This is a genomic window from Burkholderia sp. MSh2, from assembly GCF_000731655.1.
Lineage (GTDB): Bacteria > Pseudomonadota > Gammaproteobacteria > Burkholderiales > Burkholderiaceae > Burkholderia > Burkholderia paludis.
Genome location: NZ_JPGM01000004.1, coordinates 211,715 through 225,130 on the forward strand (window position 1 = coordinate 211,715; position 13,416 = coordinate 225,130).

12 protein-coding genes are annotated in these 13,416 nt (G+C 66.7%); 4 read left to right on the forward strand and 8 right to left on the reverse strand.

The window, feature by feature from the left end; all coding sequences use genetic code 11:
- Positions 1 to 56: 56 nt before the first annotated feature.
- Both phhA and GQ57_RS03435 read left to right on the forward strand, forming a co-directional pair.
- A complete protein-coding gene (gene phhA, locus GQ57_RS03430; protein WP_034197098.1) occupies positions 57 to 950 on the forward strand; it encodes a phenylalanine 4-monooxygenase in 894 nt (297 codons plus the stop codon).
- A gap of 81 nt (positions 951 to 1,031) precedes the next feature.
- Positions 1,032 to 1,409 carry a 4a-hydroxytetrahydrobiopterin dehydratase gene (locus tag GQ57_RS03435; protein ID WP_265183103.1) on the forward strand — a complete coding sequence of 126 codons (378 nt, stop codon included), beginning with the start codon at positions 1,032 to 1,034 and terminating at the stop codon, positions 1,407 to 1,409.
- Positions 1,410 to 1,501: 92 nt separating this feature from the next.
- Here the strand turns inward: GQ57_RS03435 and GQ57_RS03440 are convergent, their stop codons facing one another.
- Entirely contained in the window at positions 1,502 to 1,732 is a 231-nt protein-coding gene (locus GQ57_RS03440) for a DUF3717 domain-containing protein (RefSeq protein ID WP_031397105.1), read from the reverse strand.
- A 122-nt stretch (positions 1,733 to 1,854) separates the two neighbouring features.
- Here GQ57_RS03440 and GQ57_RS03445 point away from each other — a divergent pair, with 122 nt between their 5' ends.
- Positions 1,855 to 2,547: a response regulator gene (locus tag GQ57_RS03445; RefSeq protein WP_006401494.1), complete on the forward strand. Its 693-nt coding sequence runs from the start codon at positions 1,855 to 1,857 to the stop codon at positions 2,545 to 2,547.
- Between the two features lie 117 nt (positions 2,548 to 2,664).
- Complete coding sequence (locus tag GQ57_RS03450; RefSeq protein ID WP_031397106.1) at positions 2,665 to 4,152, forward strand: sensor histidine kinase; 1,488 nt, start codon at positions 2,665 to 2,667, stop codon at positions 4,150 to 4,152.
- Between the two features lie 123 nt (positions 4,153 to 4,275).
- Here GQ57_RS03450 and GQ57_RS03455 read toward each other — a convergent pair whose 3' ends face one another.
- The 7 genes from GQ57_RS03455 to mnmC form a co-directional block, all read right to left on the reverse strand.
- Entirely contained in the window at positions 4,276 to 4,806 is a 531-nt protein-coding gene (locus GQ57_RS03455; protein ID WP_031397107.1) for an SET domain-containing protein, read from the reverse strand.
- 179 nt (positions 4,807 to 4,985) lie between these two features.
- The gene (locus GQ57_RS03460; RefSeq protein ID WP_031397108.1) at positions 4,986 to 6,098 is read right to left on the reverse strand and encodes an NADH:flavin oxidoreductase/NADH oxidase; all 1,113 of its coding nucleotides are present in this window, start codon (positions 6,096 to 6,098) and stop codon (positions 4,986 to 4,988) included.
- Positions 6,099 to 6,260: 162 nt separating this feature from the next.
- A complete protein-coding gene (locus GQ57_RS03465; protein WP_031397109.1) occupies positions 6,261 to 6,971 on the reverse strand; it encodes a glutamine amidotransferase in 711 nt (236 codons plus the stop codon).
- A gap of 28 nt (positions 6,972 to 6,999) precedes the next feature.
- Positions 7,000 to 7,638, reverse strand: coding sequence for a MarR family winged helix-turn-helix transcriptional regulator (locus tag GQ57_RS03470; RefSeq protein ID WP_031397110.1), 639 nt, complete (start codon positions 7,636 to 7,638; stop codon positions 7,000 to 7,002).
- Positions 7,639 to 8,143: 505 nt separating this feature from the next.
- The gene (locus GQ57_RS03475; RefSeq protein WP_034197078.1) at positions 8,144 to 9,259 is read right to left on the reverse strand and encodes a YbdK family carboxylate-amine ligase; all 1,116 of its coding nucleotides are present in this window, start codon (positions 9,257 to 9,259) and stop codon (positions 8,144 to 8,146) included.
- Positions 9,260 to 9,273: 14 nt separating this feature from the next.
- Positions 9,274 to 10,488 carry a cation:proton antiporter gene (locus tag GQ57_RS03480; protein WP_031397111.1) on the reverse strand — a complete coding sequence of 405 codons (1,215 nt, stop codon included), beginning with the start codon at positions 10,486 to 10,488 and terminating at the stop codon, positions 9,274 to 9,276.
- A 668-nt stretch (positions 10,489 to 11,156) separates the two neighbouring features.
- Positions 11,157 to 13,127, reverse strand: a complete 1,971-nt coding sequence (gene mnmC, locus GQ57_RS03485) for a bifunctional tRNA (5-methylaminomethyl-2-thiouridine)(34)-methyltransferase MnmD/FAD-dependent 5-carboxymethylaminomethyl-2-thiouridine(34) oxidoreductase MnmC (protein WP_034197079.1) — start codon at positions 13,125 to 13,127, stop codon at positions 11,157 to 11,159.
- Between the last annotated feature and the right edge of the window lie 289 nt (positions 13,128 to 13,416).

Sequence of the window (13,416 nt, forward strand, 5' to 3'; positions counted from 1 at the left end):
CGCTCCACCCGCTCTACACTTGCATGGTTCCCAACCACAGCATGCAGAGCCTGATCATGTCCACCGTCGTCACCGCGAAACTGCAGGAGCAGTTCGACGCGGGCCTCGAAACCCGCGCGGATTTCACCATCGACCAGCCGCTCGCGCTTTACGGCCAGGTCGATCACGCGGTGTGGAAGCAGCTCTATGCACGCCAGTCGGCGCTGTTGCGCGGGCGCGCCTGCGACGCGTTCGTCGCGGGGCTCGGGAAGATCGACCTGCCGGCTGATCGCGTGCCGTCGTTCGCCGACGTGAACCGCCAGCTCGAGCCGGCGACGGGCTGGGAAATCGTCGCGGTGCCGGGCCTCGTGCCGGACCGCGTGTTCTTCGAACACCTCGCGAACCGGCGCTTTCCGGTCACCTGGTGGATGCGCCGCCCCGACCAGCTCGACTACCTGCAGGAGCCCGACTGCTTCCACGACCTGTTCGGCCACGTCCCGCTGCTGATCGACCCCGTATTCGCCGACTACATGCAGGCGTACGGCCGCACGGCGCTGGCGGTCGCGGATGACGAAGCCGCATTGGCGCGGCTCGCGCGACTCTACTGGTACACGGTCGAATTCGGCCTGATCCGCGACCCGCGCGGCGCCAACGGGCTGTCGATCTACGGCGCCGGGATCGTGTCCAGCAAGGGCGAAAGCCTGTACAGCCTCGAAAGCGCGGCGCCGAACCGGCTCGGCTTCGACCTCGAACGCGTGATGCGCACGAAGTACCGGATCGACACGTTCCAGAAAACCTACTTCGTGATCGACGATTTCGCGCAGCTGTTCGCGCTCGCCGGCGTCGACGGCCGCGCACTGGCCGACCGGCTGGCGTCGCTGCCCGAATTCGCGGCCGGCACGGTGCTCGGCACCGATCGCGTGCTGCACCGCGGCACGGGAGCAGGCTGGCCCGACGACGCCGACGTGTGACACCCGCGCGGCAACGCGCGTCGGCCAGCTGCCGGCTGCCGGCTGGCCGTCCCCGGATGGCCGTTCCACAACTATGAAACAATGACCGGTGCCGGCTGCGCCGCGCGGCGCAGTCGCGCGCGGGCGCCGTTACCGAACGAGAGGTGCAAGATGATCCACAAGCTCACATCAGAAGAACGCAAGACCCGGCTCGAAGGCCTGCCGCTCTGGACGGCCGTGCCGGGCCGCGACGCAATCCAGCGCAGCCTGCGCTTCGCCGATTTCAACGAAGCGTTCGGCTTCATGACGCGCGTTGCGATCAAGGCGCAGGAAATGGACCACCATCCGGAATGGTTCAACGTGTACAACCGCGTCGACGTCACACTGTCGACCCACGATGCCGACGGCCTGACCGAACGCGACATCGAACTGGCCCTGTTCATCGACCGTGCCGGCGCGCACGCGCGACCGGCCGCCTGAGTCGTTCCTCTACCGCCGCGCGTCTTTCGACGCGCGGCGCGTCAACTTTTCATTTCGATGAACGTTTTCTAGGATGTACTTAGCGAAAGCCTTCAGCTTTCCAAGCCATCCTTAAGGCGCACGTAAGTCTCGTATGCTTTCCGTGCCTTGGGGTCCAAACCTTCCAGTTGCAGCGCGCTTTGGCGCTGTACAATCAGCAGCGCATACGGCTTGGAAAGCGCGCTGGCCTCTTCGCAGAGTTTGAGTTCGTCGCCGCTCGACGGCGAGCGGGCGCGCCAGAAATTGATCGCGGCTTCTAAGTCGTTGATCGAAATATCGGACATGATTGGATTTAATCGTTCGCTGGCCGCCATGCTTGATGTCAGGTGTTGCGGCGCCCCTGTGGAAACGGCGTCGTGCTGTCCGCGTGCCTGAACCGCCAACCCATTGTACTTGAGCGAACTTCATGCGACTCCTTCTGATCGAAGACGACCGCCCCATCGCACGCGGTATCCAGAGCAGCCTCGAGCAGGCTGGCTTCACCGTCGACATGGTGCATGACGGCATTTTTGCCGAACAGGCGCTGGCACAGAACCGCCACGAACTCGTGATCCTCGACCTCGGCCTGCCGGGCATCGACGGGATGACGCTGCTCACGCGTTTCCGCCAGACCAACCGCCACACGCCCGTCATCGTGCTGACCGCACGCGACGAGCTGAACGACCGCATCCAGGGCCTGAACTCGGGCGCCGACGACTACATGCTCAAGCCGTTCGAACCGGCCGAGCTCGAAGCGCGCATCCGCGCGGTGATGCGCCGCAGCGGCCCGCACAGCGACATGCCGCGTCCGGAAGTGTCACTCGGCGGCGTCCGCCTGTCGGGCGTCGACCGCCGCATCTTCAACGACGACAAGCCGCTCGAACTGTCGCCGCGCGAGTTCGCGGTGCTCGAGATGCTGCTGCTGCGTCATGGCCGCGTCGTCAGCAAGGCCCAGCTGCAGGATCACCTCACGCACTTCGGTGGCGATCTCGGCGACACCGCGATCGAAGTCTACGTGCACCGGGTGCGCAAGAAACTCGAGCAGTGCCGTGTCGAGATCGTCACGGTGCGCGGTTTCGGCTACCTGCTGCAGGAAATCCGCCAGACGGCAAGCGTTTGAGCGGCGCCACGCGCGGGCGGCTGTCTGCCGCCCGCGCGGGCGCGCTGCTCCGTATCGCTGCCCGGCATACGACCGCGCCGCTCCCCGTGAGCGGCGCTTATCCATTTGCCCGTCGAAATGTCTCCTGATCCGGCTGTCACCACCAGCCTGCGCCGCTCGCTGCTCCGGCGCCTGGCCGCACCGCTGTCGATGCTCGCGCTGATGAGTGGCCTGATCGCCTACTGGCTCGCGTGGCAATACACGCAGCACGTGATCGACCGCTCGCTCGCCGATCTCGCGACCGCCATCTCGAAACAGATCCAGATCGCCGGCCCCGACGCGCCGTTCACGGTGCCGCCGCTCGCGCAGGCCATGTTCTCCGATCCCGCCGAAGCGCTGATCTACCGGATCAGCGACGGCGAACAGGAACTCGCCGGCGATCCGAAGCTGCCGCTGCAGGGCATCAACGTACGCCGCATGCATCACGCGTACGTGTTCGAGGCCGAGTACGACAACCGGGCGGTACGGGTCGCGCAGGTGCGCGTCGACGACGTCGACGGCGGCAAGCCGATGGTCGTCGAAGTCGCGCAGCCGGTGCGGCACCGCTACCGGATCGCGGCCGAATTCCTCGTTGCGATCATGATGCCGCTGCTGCTGCTGCTGCTCGCCGGATGGGGCATCGTGTGGCGAGTCGTGAACCAGCAGCTCGGCCCGCTCACGCATCTGGCCGATTCGCTGAACCGGCAGACCCACATGTCGCTGGAGCCGGTCGACGAAACCGAGGTGCCGCTGGAGATCCGGCCGCTGACGAGCGCGATGAACGCCCTGCTCGGCCGCCTGAAGACCGCGCTCGACGCGCAGCGCAAGTTCATCGCCGATGCCGCGCACCAGTTGCGCACGCCGCTCACGGCCGTGAAGCTGCACGCCGAGCAGGCGGCCGTCGCGCGCGACCCGCACCAGACCTTCACTGCCGTGCGCGAATTGCGCGCGGCCGCCGACCGCGCGGTGCGGCTGTCGAACCAGTTGCTGTCGCTCGCCCGGGCAGAACCGGGCGAACAGGCCGCGCGCTTCGTCGACGTCGACCTCGCCGCGATGGCGTTCGAGACGGGCGCCGAATGGGTGCCCCGCGCCCTCGCCTTCCATGTCGACCTCGGCTTCCAGCGCAGCGACGACCCGGGCGACGACGAGAAACTGACCGTGCGCGGCAACCCCGTGCTGCTGCGCGAGGTGATCGCCAACCTGCTCGACAATGCGCTGAAATACGTGCCGCTTGCGCGGCCGGACGGCGCGCGGATCACGGTGAACGTCGCGCGCGGCGCGCTCGAGAACGGCCAGCCGGCCGCCGAGATCGTCGTCGAGGACAACGGCCCCGGCGTTCCCGCCAACCAGCAGGCCGACCTGTTCAAGCGCTTCTTCCGCGGCGACGCGCAAAGCGGCAACGGCGTCGAGACGGGCGCGGGGCTCGGCCTCGCGATCGTGCACGACATCATCGCGATGCACGGCGGCACGGTGTCGTACGAGGATGCGCCGGAAGGCGGTTCCCGCTTCGTGGTGAGGGTGCCGCTGACGGCAGGCACGCAGCAGAAGCCGGCCAGCGAGGCGCCGGCCACCGCGTCGACGCATTGAGCGATTCGCGGCGGCCGGCCGGTCAGGCCGCGCGCCGGATCACGAAGGAGAAAGGACGGCCGCGCGACGCGGCTGCCCTGCGCAGAAACCACAACGGCGGCGCATCGCGCGCCGCCGCCTGCCTTACTTCCTGTTTTTCTTGTCCTTCGATCGGGACTCGGGCTTGTCTTCCTTCCGGTCCTTCTTCTTTTTCTTCTTCTTGCTCTCGCCGGACGTCGCGAGCAGCGTGCCGCGGCACGACGACGCACCGCAATGGCACGCGTATTCGCGCTTGAGCGACTTGGTCAGCTTCGCATCGATCACGAGGCCGTAGTCGTAGAACAGCTCCTCGTCCGTCCCGATGTCGCGCAGCGCGTGGATGAACACGCGGCCCTTGACCTCCTCGGCTTCGCAGTTCGGCGCGCACGAATGGTTGATCCAGCGCGCGCTGTTGCCGTCGATCTTGCCGTCGATCACGCCGCCTTCGTCGAGTGCGAAGTAGAACGTATGGTTCGGCTCGCTCGGGTCGTGCGGATGACGGCGCAGCGCTTCCTTCCACGAGATTCGTTCGCCCTTGTATTCCACTACGCGCTCGCCGGCCTTGATCGGCTCCACGGCGAACACGCCCTTGCCGTGTACTCCCGAGCGGCGCACCGCGATCCTGCGTGAACTCATCGAACGAATCCTTGTGAAGACGACTTGAATCAAAACGGCCGCGATCGCGGCCTGGCGTCGCGCAAAACGAAAACGCGGCACCGGACGGTGCCGCGTCGGGGCATGCGGCGAATCACCCGCATCCTACACGTTCACGATTGCTTCGTTCAACATCATGCGCAATATTGCGCGCCGGGCGTTCAGCGCTGGCCGAACGCGACGTCGCCGAACAACGCCTTGTGCTCGCGCGGCTGCGAGCGCCAGTATTGAGGCGGCGCCGTCACCTGCGCGCCGAGCTCGGCCGCCGCATGCCACGGCCAGCGCGGGTCGTACAGCATCGCGCGCGCCATCGCGACGAAATCGGCGTCGCCGGACTCGATGAGCCGGTTCGCATGCGCGGGATCGCTGATCAGCCCGACCGCGATCGTCGGCATGCCGACCGCGCGCTTCACGGCCTGCGCGAACGGCACCTGGTAGCCGGGCGACAGCGGAATCTTCTGCAGCGGCGACACGCCGCCGGAGGACACGTCGATCCAGTCGCAGCCGCGGCGCTTCAATTCGTGCGCGAATGCGATCGTATCGTCGAGCTCCCAGCCGCCCTCGACCCAGTCGGTCGCCGACACGCGCACGCCGACCGGCCGGTCGTCCGGGAACGCCGCGCGCACGATCTCGAAGATCTCGAGCGGAAAGCGCATCCGGTTTTCGAGCGAGCCGCCGTATTCGTCGGTGCGGTGGTTCGCGAGCGGGGACAGGAACTGGTGCAACAGGTAGCCGTGCGCCGCATGCACTTCGACGGCGTCGATGCCGAGCCGCGCGGCCCGCCTGGCGGCGGCCGCGAACGCTTCGCGGATCCGGTTCAGGCCCGCCGCATCGAGCGCGAGCGGCGGGGTCTCGCCGTCCTTGTGCGGCACGGCCGACGGCGCATGCGGCAACCAGCCGCCGTCGGCGACGGACACGAGCTGGCCGCCCTGCCAGGGCACGTCGCTCGACGCCTTGCGCCCCGCGTGCGACAACTGCATCGCGACGCGCACCGGCGAATACCGGCGGATCGCGGCCAGCACCGGCTTCAACGCGGCCTCGGTCGCGTCGTCCCAGAGGCCGAGGTCGCGATCCGTGATGCGCCCGTCGGGTTCCACGGCGGTCGCCTCGATGCAGAGCAGCCCCGCCCCGGACAGCGCGAGATGGCCGAGGTGAATCATGTGCCAGTCGGTCGCCTCACCACGGTCGGCCGAATACTGGCACATCGGGGAGATCACGATCCGGTTCGGAAGGGTCACGCCTCGTAGCGTGAACGGAGAAAACAGCGCAGTCATGGAAGCCGTTCGCCAGGGTTGGAAAGAGCGAACGAGCGTAGCACGCGGACCGCAAGCGTGCAGACGGCGCGCCTGGCAGTAAGCGGATGGTCAGGGTCGGCCGGTGGCCGGCCAGGCAGAACAGGAAAAAGCCGCGCGCGGCGCGTGGCGGCGCCCGCGGCGTCAGAGTCCGATGCCGTCGAGCCATTCCGCGAACATGCGTCGCGCGGCGGCCTCGAGCACGGGGCCGTACCGTGCGGTATCGGCCCGCAGCTGGCGCGCATCGATACCGGGCGTCGCCGCGATTTCGGCGGCGTTCGCGATCAGCCAGGGTTCGAAGCGGTCGGTGCGGATTTCCGGATGGCATTGCAGCGCCAGCACGTGCCGGCCCCACGCGAATGCCTGGTGGCGGCAGGCCGGGGTCGACGCGAGATGGATCGCGCCGCCCGGCAGGTCGAACGTATCGCCGTGCCAGTGCAGCATCGACGTCGCCGCGCCATCGAGATGGCGCAGCGGCGATGCGCGGCCGGCATCGGTGAGCGTCAGCGGCGCCCAGCCGAGTTCGTGCTGCGCGGCCGGATAGACGCGCGCACCGAGCGCCCGGGCGATGAACTGCGCACCGAGGCAGATGCCCAGGATCGGCAGCCCCGCGTCGATGCGCCGGCCCACGAGCGCCGCGAGCGGCGCGATCGTCGGATACTGCGCATCGTCGTACACGCTGAGCGGCCCGCCCAGCACGACCAGCAGCGACGGCTCGAGCACGTCGAGCACCTCGACCCGCGACGATCCGACATCGACGTAGCGCACCCGTCGGCCCCGTTCGCCGAGCACCTGCTCGAAACTCCCGAGATCCTCGAAATGCACGTGGCGGATCGCCACGACTTCAGCGTTCATCATCGGCCTCCCGGTCGATCGACGGACGTCAGCCTGCGAAAATCTTCCAGGTCTTCTTCTGCGTCGCCGCGTCGGCTTCTTCCTGCACCGAGCAGTCGAGACGCAGATCGCTGTCGGACATCGCGAGGTCGAGCGCCGCGCAGTGATGCACGGTCTTCTTCGACAGCTTGCCCGGCTGGAAGTGGGCGCACGTCACGCACATGCGCTGCGGCGGCGTCGCGCCGGCCACCTGCAGTTCGCGCAGCGTCTTCAGCAGCGCGCGATACAGGGCGCCCTGCTCGTCCGCGCCGAGCTTGCCGACCGCTTTCGTCAGGAATTCAGGCCATTGCAGCGCCTTCTTCGCGGCCGTGCGGCCACGGGCCGACAGGCGCACGGCCAGCGCGCGGCCGTCGTCCAGCGCACGGCGCTTCTCGACGAGCCCCTTCGTCTCGAGCGTGCTGACCGCATCGCTCGTGGTCGCCGCGGTCAACTGCGTCTCGCGCGCGATCTCGCCGAGCCGCATCGGGCCCTTGCGCTGCAGCAGCAGCACGAGAATCTCGCCCTGCGTCGGCGTGAGGCCGGCGCCTTCCGCCCAATCCCATGCCTCGCTTCGCATGGCCGTACTCAACCGCAGCAGACTGTGGGTCACACGTCCCGCAGCCTGATTCCCGTAAACGCCTTCGCTCATAGTCTTTTCGCTTTGCCGCCGCCCGGAGTGCCGAGCGGCCGTAGTGTGGAGATCGAATCTATCTCAAAACAGACACGCTCTTCCGAGTGCGTCAGCACGGCCGTCGCGAGGCACACGCGGCGGTCGCGTTCGCGGCGACCGGTAAGACACTCATCAATCCGGTGTCCGCAAAGCCGACATTCTAAGCGAGAGCGGAAAATCGCACAGCTAAGTTATCCCCTTTGCTCTGTGGAAAATCACTGGATAACCGGATTTTTTCGTTGTGCCTGCAATGCCGCGCGCCCGCGCAAACGGACGCGACGGCATTTTCCTGTTCGGATCGGCCAACCGGACGACCGCAATGCTCCACCGGGTTATCCCGACCGCAAATCGTTGACTTTGCAGTGGAATATCAGGTTATCCACAGATTTTCAGGACGCCTGCAAACGATTTCGGGCTGAAACCGCGGCGCGCGCCTTTCAGTGAATCGACACGCGGTCGAGCCTGCAATCTGCAAAACATTTTTTCATTCGCGCCAGCGCAGGCACTGCTGGCGGACCGTCTCATTCAGCGATTTTTCCTGTTTGAAAACGGTTCTCAACCACGAAGCGTCGTTCACGCGCGCCTTCGCGAGCGCGCCGATCTCGTCGAGCGCCGCGCGCGACCCGAGCGCGGCCGCATGCGGCGCGATCCGGTCGAGCGTGTCGAGGATGTCTTCGGCGATCGTGCGGCGCTCACCCGTCTGAGGATTCACGCAGGTCCCTTCGAGCCCGAAGCGGCACGCCTCGAAGCGGTTGAACGTGTAGACGAGGTAGTCGTCCTCCGACAGCTTCAGCGGCCGGTCGGTCAGCAGGTAGCGCGCGAGCGTCTGGATATAGCAGGCGATCGCCGCCGCACGGTCGACCGACAGCGGCGTGTCCATCACGCGCACCTCGATCGTCCCGTAGCCGGGCTTCGGGCGAATGTCCCAGTAGAAATCCTTCATCGAGTTGACGACGCCCGTGTTCACCATCTTCGTGAAGTACTCCTCGAAGCTGTCCCAGGTCAGCACGAACGGCGCGCGGCCCGACAGCGGGAACGCGAACACGGAATTCAGCCGTGCCGAATGGAAGCCCGTGTCGACGTTCTGCACGAACGGCGACGACGCGGACAGCGCGATGAAGTGCGGGATGAAGCGCGACATCGAGTGCAGCAGGAACAGCGCGCTGTCGGGATCGGGGCAGCCGATATGCACGTGCTGGCCGAATACGGTGAACTGCTTGGCGAGATAGCCGTACAGCTCGGAAATGTACTGGAAGCGCGGCGCATCGTAGATCTGCCGGTCGCTCCATTGCTGGAACGCATGCGTGCCGCCGCCGGCCAGCCCGACGTTGAGCTGGTCGGCCGCCTTCACGAGCACGTCGCGGATCGCGTGCAGTTCGCTGACCGCCTGCGCGTGCGAATGGCAGATGCCGGTCGACAGCTCGATCATGCTCTCGGTGATTTCAGGCGTGATGTTGCCCGGGAAGGTCTCGCCCTGGATCAGGCGCATCAGGTCGGACGCCGCTTTGGTCAGGTCGTAGTTGTGCGTGTTGACGACCTGGATCTCCAGTTCGACGCCGAACGTGAACGGCTCGGAATTGACGAAGGTTTCGAGTGCCATGGCAGGTTCCGGAATCAGTTGCTGTCGCTGCGTTCGCCGACCGCCGACAGGCAGCGGTAGACGACGAACGGGCTGACGAGCTGCAGGACCACGATCGTGCACATCACGATCGCGCGCAGGTGCGGGTCGAAATTCGGGTAGAGCTGGTAGGTATCGTCGACGAGCAGGTACGACAGCGCGGACATCGGCGTGAGCGCGATGCCGAGCGCGACGCCCTGCTTCATCCCGATGCCGCTCGGCTTCGCGAACGCGACCACGCCGGCCAGCTTCGCGACGAGCCGCGTGACGATCAGCACGATCGCGAGCAGGCCGCCGAGCGCGATGTCGCCCCACGTGAACGACGTGAGCGTCAGCACGAACAGGATCACGGTCAGCAGCCAGCCGGCCGTGCCGAAATGCTCGGGCCACAGTTGCGGGCGCGCCTCGAGGTTCTTCACGATGATGCCGGCGAGCAGCAGCGTGAGCAGCGTCGACAGCTTCAGCGCCTGGGCCACCGCGATCGCGAGCATCACGAGCCCGAACAGCGCGACGAACGAATGCTCGTCGCGCATCGTCGACGTCATGTGGCGAAACAGGTAATTGCACGAACGCGCGACGACATACGCGACGATGAGCGAACCGGCGAGCAGGTAGAGCGGTTGCAGGACCGTCGCGAAGACATTGCCGTAGGCTTCCTGGTGGAGCCAGCTCGTCACGAGCTTGGTCAGCACGATCGCATACACGCTGTTGAGCGCGGTCAGCGTGATGAGGCGTTGCGACACCTGCCCTTCCGCGCGCAGCTCGGTCTTCAGCTGGATCACCATCGAAGGCGACGTCGCGATCGCGATCGCCGACAGCACGAGCGCGACCATGCCCGACACGCCGAGCGCGAGCATCATGAACAGCACCAGCACGAACGTCAGCGTGGCCTCCGCGAGGCTCGACGCGATAAGCCACGGATTGCGCCGGATCCAGCGCAGGTCGAGACGGCTGCCGAGCTCGAACAGCAGCAGGCCGAGCGCGACGTTGATCAGCAGCCGCGAGGTTTCGTCGGTGCTGGAATCGATCACGCCGAATCCGAACGAACCGGCGACGAGACCGATCACCGCGTAACCGGTGATGCGCGGCAGGCGCCATGCGCGATAGCACAGTTCACCGCACAGGCCGGCCGCGAACAACGCGAGTCCGGCCCAGAACACGGCATCCGGCGTAAGCGGCCAGTTGGGCAGGAATGAGAACGCCGACTTCATCGTGGTGACTTCTCCTTTGGAAGCGACCGCCAGCGACGCGAGATCAAGCGTCAGACATGGATGCGTGCCGGCAGGGATCGCCCCGAACGTGATTGCTGTGGTCGACGAGGCGGGACATGGGGTCCGCCTTTTCCGTCACTCGACGGAAAGTCGCTCAGGTTGCCGATCTGGATTGTCGGCCTGGTGTGTGAACGGCCTGCGCAGTCTCGAAGATTCAGATTCGAAATCGTGCCGACCGTTCCATTGAAGCATGTCCGGCGCCTGGCCGGATGAACGCGAAGGAAACCGATTGTGCCACAGCTTTTTCGGTCTGGAACCCATTGAATCGACTCGCGGCGCTGTGCGGCACCACAGGTCTTTGGTTTCAAAGGTTTACCTGTATATATACGTAGTAGAAGTTAACAAAGGGCGCACAGTTCTGTGGATAACTTCGGTTTACGCTGACGGATCAAGGTGTTGGAGAACCCATAACCCGTTGCACAGGCTGTTCGTGCACAGAAGTTTGAGATGAGTAACTTTTGGGGTGTCTCACAGCTGTGCGGAGTTGCCCAGTTTACGTCCACTGTGATTACACACGAAGTGCTCGCGGATTTCGTGCGGTTATCCACAGCATCGCGTGGATAACCTGGCGCACAGAAATCGGGAAGCTGTGAGGGGAATGGCGGGGGTCAACCGGTCGGGCCGACGCGGCGTGCACGCAGTGCGCGGATCAGGAAGCGCGCCGGATCGACGGCTTCGGCGAGTTCGCGCTCGAGCGGCCAGGGCTCGCCTTCGAGCTGCGAAGCGATCAGCTCGGCGCCGAGCGCGGCCCACACGAGGCCGCGCGAGCCGAACCCGAATGCGCCGTAAAGGCCGGGCGTGCGCGGCAGGTCGCGCGCCTGCGCACCGCTCAGCGCACGCGCATTCGCGATGGCCTGCGTTTCGTCCGCGAGCCGGCCGATCAGCGGCAGCCGATCGCCGACGACCCAGCGGAACGCCACGCGGCCGCGCAGTGTGTCGAGATCCGGTACGTCGCCGATCAGGCCGGGCAGCAGATGTCGCACGCGGTCGAGGTTTTCGGCGTGGCCGGCCGCCCGCATCGCGGGATCGACGTCGTCCGGTTCGAACGTCGCGCCGATCAGCAGCGTGCCGTCGTCGAGCGGCACCGCATAGCCGTCGCCGATCGTCGGACACGCGAGCGGCTTCGTGCTGCCCGGCGGCAGCAGCGTGAGCTGGCCGCGCACCGGTTGCAGCGCGACGTGCCGCAGCCCCGCGAGACGCGCCGCATCTCCGGCATTCGCCAGCACGACGACGGGCGCTTCGGCCAGCGTGCCGCCCGCTTCGTCGAGCGCATGCCATGCGTCGCCCCGCCGCTCGAGCCGCGCGACGCCGGTGGACGCGAGCAAGCGCACGCGCTCGCCGGCCGCCGCGCACTGCGCCGCGCAGAGTCCGGCGGGCCAGATTGCGCCGCCGTCCGGAAACAGCAGGCCGCCATGCGCGACCGGCAGGTTCAGGTGCGCACGGGCGGCATCCGTGTCGAGCAGCGACGCATAGTCGGCCGGCGCGCCGAATGCATCGAATGCGTCGCGCATCCGTGCGAAGTCGTCGGCCGATTCGGCGAGATGGATCATCCCGTGCGTGCTGCGCGCGAATGCGTGACCTGCGCGTTCGAGTGCGCGCCAGCGTGCGAGCGCGTGCAGGAAGCCGCTGCGCGTGAGCCGGCTCGCGACGTTGTCGTCGCGCGTCATCAGCGGATGGAATACGCCGGCCGGATTGCCCGACGCATCGCTTGCGATCCGCGCGTGTCGTTCGATCAGCGTGACGTCCCAGCCGCGCGCGGCCAGCCGTTCGACGACCGCGCAGCCGGCGAGGCCCGCGCCGATCACGATCGCATGGCGTGACGCGACGGGCAGCGCGCGCGGAGGTTCGTGCCGGCGTGCGCGCCAGCGCGGCGCATATTCGCCGACGAGCATCGCGAACTTGCCGGCAAACCCGTCGACCTTGCGATACGTGAACCCCGCGTCCGTGAGTGCCTGTTTCACGACGCCCGAACTCGAATACGTCGCGAAGGTTGCGCCTTCGGCTGCGATGCGTCCGAGTGCGCGGAACACGTCGGCCGACCAGATGTCCGGGTTCTTCGCCGGCGCGAAACCGTCGAGATAGAACGCATCGGCGCTTGCGACGAGTTTCGGCAGCATCGTCAACGCATCGCCGAACGCGAGCGTGAGCACGACTCGCCCGGCCTCGAATTCGAGCCGGTGCAAACCGGGCACGAGCGTCGGCCACGCATCGGCAAGCATTGCGGCTTCGGTCGATATGGTTGTGTTCGCAACGATATGGGAAAGGGCCCGGCGCAGGTCGTCGCGCGAGAACGGATGCTTCTCGACCGACACGAAATGCAGTCGCTCGCAGCGCGCGGGATCCTCGCGCCAGGCGGCCCAGGTCGCGAGGAAGTTGGCGCCCGCGCCGAACCCCGTCTCGACGATCGTGAACGTGCGGCGGCCCTGCCAGCGCGCCGGCAGCCGGTTGCCCGCGACGGACACGTGGTTCGCCTGCGCGAGCGCGCCCGCGACGTTGTGATAGATGTCGCCGTACTCGGGCGACATGAGGGTGCCGTCGTCGCGGAATGCAAGCGTGGCGGGAACGAGTCTGTCTGGCATGCGAAACAAAAAACGTGGCAGCCAAGCCTGGCAAGGGATTGCGCGGGGCCGTCCGTCCGGTCGCTGGAAAAGGCCAACGAGGCGGCGCATGGGCGGACCGCGCTGCGCGTCCTGTCCGGTTGGCGCTGGTCAAAAAACGGGCAATCAGTGATTCATTCGGCGAAATACCGATGAAAATCTTTGAAACCCTTGTCGTTATTGGGTTTGCGCTGCGCTATCATAGCAACGCCGTACCGCGGGGTGGCCGCCGGCAAACCGGAGGGCGCGTCGCGCGGGCCAGGATTCGGCG

Excerpts from the sequence above, each read along its gene's own strand:
- GQ57_RS03460 (WP_031397108.1), bottom strand. The coding sequence starts at position 6,098 with ATGACTGCGCTGTTTTCTCCGTTCACGCTACGAGGCGTGACCCTTCCG.
- GQ57_RS03465 (WP_031397109.1), bottom strand. The coding sequence starts at position 6,971 with ATGAACGCTGAAGTCGTGGCGATCCGCCACGTGCATTTCGAGGATCTC.
- GQ57_RS03480 (WP_031397111.1), bottom strand. The coding sequence starts at position 10,488 with ATGAAGTCGGCGTTCTCATTCCTGCCCAACTGGCCGCTTACGCCGGAT.
- GQ57_RS03450 (WP_031397106.1), top strand. The coding sequence starts at position 2,665 with ATGTCTCCTGATCCGGCTGTCACCACCAGCCTGCGCCGCTCGCTGCTC.
- GQ57_RS03435 (WP_265183103.1), top strand. The coding sequence starts at position 1,032 with ATGACCGGTGCCGGCTGCGCCGCGCGGCGCAGTCGCGCGCGGGCGCCG.
- GQ57_RS03455 (WP_031397107.1), bottom strand. The coding sequence starts at position 4,806 with ATGAGTTCACGCAGGATCGCGGTGCGCCGCTCGGGAGTACACGGCAAG.
- phhA (WP_034197098.1), top strand. The coding sequence starts at position 57 with ATGTCCACCGTCGTCACCGCGAAACTGCAGGAGCAGTTCGACGCGGGC.
- GQ57_RS03440 (WP_031397105.1), bottom strand. The coding sequence starts at position 1,732 with ATGTCCGATATTTCGATCAACGACTTAGAAGCCGCGATCAATTTCTGG.
- GQ57_RS03445 (WP_006401494.1), top strand. The coding sequence starts at position 1,855 with ATGCGACTCCTTCTGATCGAAGACGACCGCCCCATCGCACGCGGTATC.
- GQ57_RS03475 (WP_034197078.1), bottom strand. The coding sequence starts at position 9,259 with ATGGCACTCGAAACCTTCGTCAATTCCGAGCCGTTCACGTTCGGCGTC.
- GQ57_RS03470 (WP_031397110.1), bottom strand. The coding sequence starts at position 7,638 with ATGAGCGAAGGCGTTTACGGGAATCAGGCTGCGGGACGTGTGACCCAC.
- mnmC (WP_034197079.1), bottom strand. The coding sequence starts at position 13,127 with ATGCCAGACAGACTCGTTCCCGCCACGCTTGCATTCCGCGACGACGGC.